General features: G+C 69.0%; 4 protein-coding genes and 6 pseudogenes. 6 read left to right on the top strand and 4 right to left on the bottom strand.

The window, feature by feature from the left end:
- Positions 1-200 (bottom strand): annotated as a pseudogene (locus tag ABT360_RS29625) (protease); the annotation flags it as partial.
- Between the two features lie 548 nt (positions 201-748).
- On the opposite strand from ABT360_RS29625, the pseudogene ABT360_RS29620 reads away from it, so the two are divergent.
- Positions 749-913: pseudogene (locus ABT360_RS29620) on the top strand (LysE family translocator); the annotation flags it as partial.
- Positions 914-1,111: 198 nt separating this feature from the next.
- Here ABT360_RS29620 and ABT360_RS29610 read toward each other — a convergent pair.
- Positions 1,112-1,493 (bottom strand): annotated as a pseudogene (locus tag ABT360_RS29610) (VOC family protein).
- Positions 1,494-2,230: 737 nt separating this feature from the next.
- Here ABT360_RS29610 and ABT360_RS29605 point away from each other — a divergent pair.
- From ABT360_RS29605 to ABT360_RS29595, 3 genes and pseudogenes are all read left to right on the top strand, one after another.
- The gene (locus ABT360_RS29605; RefSeq protein WP_351823103.1) at positions 2,231-2,953 is read left to right on the top strand and encodes a hypothetical protein; all 723 of its coding nucleotides are present in this window, start codon (positions 2,231-2,233) and stop codon (positions 2,951-2,953) included.
- 146 nt (positions 2,954-3,099) lie between these two features.
- Positions 3,100-3,390 carry a hypothetical protein gene (locus ABT360_RS29600; RefSeq protein ID WP_351823100.1) on the top strand — a complete coding sequence of 97 codons (291 nt, stop codon included), beginning with the start codon at positions 3,100-3,102 and terminating at the stop codon, positions 3,388-3,390.
- Between the two features lie 271 nt (positions 3,391-3,661).
- Positions 3,662-3,817, top strand: a pseudogene (locus ABT360_RS29595) (terpene synthase family protein); the annotation flags it as partial.
- Positions 3,818-3,940: 123 nt separating this feature from the next.
- Here the strand turns inward: ABT360_RS29595 and ABT360_RS29590 are convergent.
- Both ABT360_RS29590 and ABT360_RS29585 read right to left on the bottom strand, forming a co-directional pair.
- Positions 3,941-4,207 (bottom strand): annotated as a pseudogene (locus tag ABT360_RS29590) (phosphoadenosine phosphosulfate reductase domain-containing protein); the annotation flags it as partial.
- A 187-nt stretch (positions 4,208-4,394) separates the two neighbouring features.
- Positions 4,395-5,240 carry a hypothetical protein gene (locus ABT360_RS29585; protein ID WP_351823098.1) on the bottom strand — a complete coding sequence of 282 codons (846 nt, stop codon included), beginning with the start codon at positions 5,238-5,240 and terminating at the stop codon, positions 4,395-4,397.
- A 141-nt stretch (positions 5,241-5,381) separates the two neighbouring features.
- On the opposite strand from ABT360_RS29585, the gene ABT360_RS29580 reads away from it, so the two are divergent.
- Together ABT360_RS29580 and ABT360_RS29575 are read left to right on the top strand one after the other, a co-directional pair.
- Complete coding sequence (locus ABT360_RS29580; RefSeq protein ID WP_351823096.1) at positions 5,382-5,591, top strand: hypothetical protein; 210 nt, start codon at positions 5,382-5,384, stop codon at positions 5,589-5,591.
- Positions 5,592-5,909: 318 nt separating this feature from the next.
- Positions 5,910-6,422, top strand: a pseudogene (locus tag ABT360_RS29575) (immunity 49 family protein); the annotation flags it as partial.
- Between the last annotated feature and the right edge of the window lie 4 nt (positions 6,423-6,426).

Genomic DNA, 6,426 nt, shown 5'->3' with positions numbered 1-6,426 from the left:
GACGAGTTGCTCGCCCGGGAGCCGGCGCCGCACTCGCCGTCGGTGGCGTTCCAGTCGCCCTCGTCCTTGGGGTCGGCGTCACGGCCGTTGCCGTCCTTGCTCTTGCCGTCCGAGTCGCCGGCCGCGGCAACACCGGCCCCGAACATGGTGAAACTCCCGAGCATGGCAGCTACCAGGGCAGCACTGCGGATCTTACGCACAACGTCTCCACTTCCGTCAGAGTTGACGTGATCAGTGAGGGGAAACCGTACAAGCCTGAACACTAAGCCACATATGCCTCACTTCAGGCGCAACACGCCGATATATCTCTGCATATCGGCGTGGCCGGGCGGCAGTGGCGGTTGCGAGCTCACTGCTCGGATGGCGCGGCGCAAGGGGGTCGTCTCGGTCACCGTGTCCCCGTCGCACCCGGGGCCCAGCACTCGGACCGGATGCCGCCGCCGCTGTCGGCCCAGGCTCCCGCCCGCTTGGTGCGCGCCCGCCAACAGGGTGTCGGTACGGGGAATAGGGGCAATCGGATCAAGCCCTCACCCTCCCCTTGCATCGGCCGCCCTCTCGGTTTCGTCTTGTCGGGCAGCAACGCCAACGACTGCACCCGCTTCGAGCAAGTGATGGTGCTGGTCGAGGGTCAGCCGACGGGGGCGACGAGTTCGGGGTCGCTTGTGCCGCCCTCGTACTGTGCGCGCGTGGCGGGCAGGGTCAGCAGGTCGCGGATGATGTTTTCGTCTCCAGGGACGTCCGGGGGGACATGCTCAAGCCCGGTGGCCGCTCACCCTTCGCTCCGGCCCAGGACCTGCCCCCCGTCTCCGACGCCCGCCTGTTCTCGATGGGGCTCCTGACCAACCTGCTCAACCCCAAAATCGTTCAGATGCAGGCCGCTCCTCCCCCGCCGGGTACGGCGCCGAGCACTGGGAGGTCACCGGCTGGGTCACCTCCTACGAGGCGATGGCCACCGGTGAGATGAGCACGGTCGCCGACACGGTCCGGCGCCTGACCGGCCATGCCCCGATGATCCTGCGCGGTGTGACGGATCCGGGCGGCGTCAGTCCTCGCCGCGGACGATGTTCCGCTCGCCCGTGGGGCCTTCGGGCTACCACGAAACGGACGCCCGTCAGGAGGCGTCGCCCGGTTCCGCGAGGTCGCGTTCGACGCAGAACTCGTTGCCCTCGGGGTCGGCCAGGGTCACCCAGCCCCTCCCGTCGGGCCGTCGGTGGTCGCCGACCAGGGTGGCGCCGAGGGCGAGGAGGCGCTCCACCTCCTCGTCCCGCGACCGGTCCTGGGGCTGGAGGTCCACGTGGACCCGGTTCTTCACGGTCTTCCGCGTCCGGCACCGCGACGAACAGCAGCGCCGAGCCCGGGGCCACGACCAGGGCTTCGGGGTCGCCCGGTGAGTCCTCGTCGGTGACCTTGCCGTCCAGGACGGCGGCCCAGAACTGGGCCAGGGCGTAGGCGTTGGAACAATCGAAGGTGAGGTGGCGCACGAGAGAAGCCATGCGGCGCACTATCCGGCGTGCGTGCTGCCCCTGTCACTGCGTTATCCCGGACGTACATTCTTCGATGCAGCGCGGGCTCGTCTGCGCTCACGATGTTTTCGGTTCCGCACGCCGTGACGCTGGATGCATGACCGAGACCCTTCGTGCTCCCGTGCACAACGCCACGAAACGCCTCGCCCTCCTCGACGTACTGCGCGGAGTCGCCGCCGTGGGTGAAGGCCCGCCGGCCAGATGGTGTCGGCGTTTCAGGGGCGTGGGTGCGGGGACGGTGCCGGGCGGCAGGATACGCAGGGAGCTCACGACGGCGCGGCCCGCCGCCACCACCGGACGCTCAACGCGCCCGCGAAACAGGTCCCGCGGTCCCGGCGAACGTCGTGGGGCGGCGCTATCTGCGGCACCCGGGCCTCGGGGGTTTGATTTCGTTTGCACCCCTACAACTGCACCCACAAGCCGTTGATCAGTATGCGGATGGCTCCTTAGCGATGGTTCAGGCCCCGCCGCTACGCTCGGCGGAGCTGCGCAGCGCTTCTATGACGCTGGGCGCGGATCTCAGCGACGGACAGTACGGTCCGGCCGTCCGGCAGCCGAACGGCGGGGGCTCCGCGCTCGGGAGCGGGGGCACAGGCGCGCCACGGACCCTGTACCGATCCGTTCCTGTCACGGCCTGATGACCGAGTGTGGCGGATGGCGCTGCCATGATGGAGATCGAGGCGCGGTGACGGTATCTGTTTCCGGGGGTGTCCGGTCGGCTGCTGCGGCCTTGGCAGGTGCAGTGCGCTGTCGAGCGGGCTTTGCTCTTCCTGAGTCGGTCCATGGACGGGGGCGGTGCCCCATCGGCGGGGCTGGCGCTCGACCCCTGCTTCAGGCGCGGGGTCGCCGTTGTCCAGGCGCGGGCTGTTCTTCGTGAACGCTTCGGCGCTGACCCTGGGTTCGACCTGGGCGATGAGGCGTTCACGGCCATGGTCGCCTTGATGCTCCTGCCACCCGCCGCCGCCTCGGACGGGTGGGAGTTGGTGCCGCGGCTGGCCCGCCAGATCGAGTCGGCCCGGTGGCAGCGGAGGTATCGTTTCTTCCCCGGTGGCAACGGTTTTTCCGCCGACACCGACTGCACGGGCCTGGCCGTCGGTGCCTTGTACGAGCACGGTCTGCTTTCCTCTGCGGACCTCGAAGCGCACATTGTCGACCTGCTGCGCTCAGCGCCCCTGCCGGGCAGCGTCTGGGGCCAGGACGGGCGCGGTCACGACGGTGGGGCCTGTCGATCGCGGGGCTTGATGGTCTATTGGGAGGACGGTCTCGAGCCCGGCACCCTGCCCCGGGGACGCAAGCACGATGCGGTCGCCTGCGCCAACGCCCTCTACACGCTCCAGCTCAATGGCAGCCCCCTGACCGTGGATGGCCTGGCCGTGGTCGAGGCCACCACGCGCTACCTGGCCGATATGCGGAATCCGGCCGGTATCTGAACGGGACCCGCTATTACCCCTCACCGGATGCGTTCCTCTACGCGGCGTCCCGGCTGTGCGCCCGCTTCCCGAACAGCACCAGTGGTCTGGCCGGGCCGGTGCGGCGGGCCTTCCTCCACCGGGAGACAACCACCCCGTCGCGGGCCTTGGCCGCGACGCCGGGCGAATCGCTCGACCTGGCGTTCCGGACGCTGGCCGCCGACCACCTGGGTCTGACGGCCGGCCAGGCCGAACGGCGCGTGTTGCTGGCCGGGGCCCAGCAGGACAACGGATCCTGGCCTGCGTGCGCCTACTACCGCATGGGCCGCTTCCTCGTGTACTTCGGCTCCCCCTACCTCACCACCGTCTTCGCCCTCACGGCACTACGGCCCAGGACAGACCTCACTGCGGCCCCCGCACCTGCCGGCCTTACCGCCAACGAGGAGGCTCGCCCGTGACCCCGCCCGCGCCCACTGGCATGTGTGACATCGACTTCGGCATCCGTGTCCCGGACCGGATCCACCCCGGCGCCGAGGCGAACGGCTCCTGGCGTGGGCGAGCGGGGTCGGCCTGGCGCCTGGGCCACGGAAGCGGCGCCGGCCGGCCGCAGCCGGTTTCCATCTGGTGGCCGCCCGCATCCTGCCCGACGCCGCCCAGAGCAGGGTAGAGCTTTTCGCCCAGTGGGCGCTGTGGCTCCTGCACCTGGACGGCGAGCAGGACGAAGGCGCCATGGGCAGCAGCGCCGAGACGCTGCGCGCCACGTACGCCGCGTTCACCTCCGTCATGCAAGGCGGGCCGTCACCAGCCGGCGCACGGCCGTCGGTGCGCGCGCTCGCCGATCTGTGGCCCCGCACCTGCACCGGCATGTCCCCGGCCTGGCGCCGCCGCATCGCCGGGCACATGCAACGCCACCGCGACGCCTTCCTCACCCAGACGCGGCAGGCCGAGCGCCCCGCACAGCCGTACGGCGCCCACCAGCACGCCGAAGCCGACGCGCACGCAGAACACGCAACTCAACCGCGGCATCAGGGCGTCGTAGGCCGGTTGGTACTCCAGGCCCTCCCGGGCGATCTCCTCCCAGACCTCGGTGCCGGAAAGGGCGTAGATCGGGTGCCAGGTCAGTACGAGCCGCTTGCCGTTGCTGGTGCGGGTGTCGATGGACAGCGGCAGCTTCCTGCTGCGCGCAGCAGATTCGGCGGCCCGGATGCCGAGGCAGTTGATGACGATCGCCTGCCGGTCCAGGCCGAGAGCGGCGACGATCGCGGTGAGCAGCACGTCGGAGTGAGGTGTCGGCGTACAAATAGGGCTTGCCCAGGGGGCCTGACCAGGTAAAACGCTCAAGATCACGAAAGGGGGGTTCACACCTCCGGTAGTACCTCCGGTGCAACTTTGGGTCCACCTCTGCAGACAACTGTGGGTGCAACCCTCTTCAAGGGCGCCGCCCGGCAGGCTTGCCCAAGCCTCACGGACCGCCCGAGCCGTCGAACTGGCGCAGGAAGTCGGCCAGCTGCCGGCGCTGACGCTGCTCTTCGGCGAGCTGCCGGGCGAGCTTGGAGCGGTCGACGTGGGACTCCATCGCTTCGAGGACCAGGCGCTGAAGCTCGGCGGGGTCCAGGGCTTCGACCTCCCACTGGACGGGCTGGTCGAGATCGAAGCCGTACCGTCGCGCGAAGGCCGGCCAGCGCGGGTCGTCCTGTTTGCCCTCGGCCGCGGGAAGTTCGTAGGCCTGCGTCTGTTCGTAGGTGAGGACGATGCGCTCGACCTTCGACCAGCAGCCGGTGCGGGCGACCCAGTCGGGTTCGATGTCGGCGCCGGAGCAGTCGAAGTCTCCGACGTAGAGCAGTACGGCAGGGTGCGGGTCGCGGGCGGTGCGGGCCCGCACGACGTCCACGTACGACTGGGAGCCGAAGCCGCGTACGACCAGGACGAGGATGCCGAGATCGGCCAGCCACTCGGTGAACATGCGGCGCAGCGTGTCCTTCTCGGCTGCGACGTACGCGGTTCTCTGGCCGGCGGTGCGGTCCAGGGCCAACCATCCGGGGACCTCGGCGAGGAAGGCGGAGGCGTTGGCCCAGGCCGGGGGGACGTGGACTTCGCGCAGGGTGTCGATCAGGTCGGGGAAGTGGCCGTCGCGGCGGGCCTGAGCCAGCTGGGAGGACAGGCGCCGGTAGATGGGCGGCGTGTTGGGAAGGAGCCCTTCGGCGACGAGGCGGTAGTGGGCCTGGCGCAGAGTGCAGCCCAGCTCCCCGTACGCGGTCACGATGGCCCGGGCGCGGTCGACGATGGCTGGCCCGTGGAGGCGTCCCATACCAGTACGTGTACCCGACGGCGTTGCTGCTGGTCAGTGTGGTGGGCAGGCCTCGGGGGCGGGCCGCTGGGCAAGCCCCGGGTGTGGTTGTGACTGAGCACGACACCTGGCCCGATAGGACAACTTCAAGAGCCCGTTCCCGTGAAGGCCGAGGTCATGCGCAAGGCCGCCCAGGATGAGCTGGACCTGGCACGCGACCTGCGCAAGGCCCTCAAGGCGGGTCGCGTGAAGTATGTACTGGTGAAGGGGAACTCCGACCCGGCCACGAAGACCCACCAGGGCTACCTGATGAAGGAATACGACATCAGCCTGCCCAAGAAGGATGAAGATGATCAGGATTCCACGGCATGAACTCATGACCGGGGCGCTGTCTGAGGTACTGCGAGTGCAGGAGGCAGGCCTCGAGGAGGAGCTCGAAGACCTTGAGGAGGACCCCGAGTGGTTCTCCATGGCCCTGAGGTCCGCGACCACCATTCTCGCCACTCGCTGCTCGGGGGATCCCGAGGCCGACAAGCTGGAGGCCTGGAAGGCCTGTGTCCGTGCGATGCAGATCGGCCACGCCTCTTTGTCTCGGCCCGTGCGACCACACCGACCGTCACTTGCCTGGTCGTCGACATAGAACACGTCTTCCGTTCCGGTGCCGTGCCCTGAGCCCACGCGGGGAACTGGCTCACGGCCTTCTGGCTGTCCTGTGTGTGCCGTGACCGGGAGCGCACGAACGACCTGTGCCAGGTGCCCGTCTCCCTGCTGCGCGAGTCGGGTGCCGACTTCGACCCGTACATCTACGCATGGGTCGAGGCACTGCAGGCGTACTGGCGCAAGCAGCCCGACCTCGGCGACAAGCTGCGCGCCGCGGTGGACGGCACCGACGCCGAGGCAGTACAGCCCGCCTTGCGAAGCGCCGTACTGAACCTCATGTATCCCCCCATGAACCTCTTGACCCAGCTGATTCGCGGAGACCAGGACAGGTTCAACACCGAGCTGGCCAAGAGCGTGGAATGGCACAAGGGCTACTGGACCCGCAGCGAGAAGCTGGAGCAGGATCCCGACGGATTCCTCGCGCTCGCTCCCTTGGCCATTGCCTGCCTGGCTCTCGACTCCGGGTTCAGCCTGGAAGTCGAATCGGAGTACCTGCCCAAGTACCTGCTCGACGGCGGCTGGGTGAACGAGTTCCCCATGTAGTCAA

The sequence above is a fragment of the Streptomyces sp. NPDC000229 genome (assembly GCF_040300825.1).
GTDB lineage: Bacteria > Actinomycetota > Actinomycetes > Streptomycetales > Streptomycetaceae > Streptomyces.
This window is presented reverse-complemented; position numbering and strand designations above follow the sequence as displayed.

Coding starts and splice junctions, on each gene's coding strand:
- ABT360_RS29585 (WP_351823098.1), bottom strand. CDS start 5,240: ATGGGACGCCTCCACGGGCCAGCCATCGTCGACCGCGCCCGGGCCATC.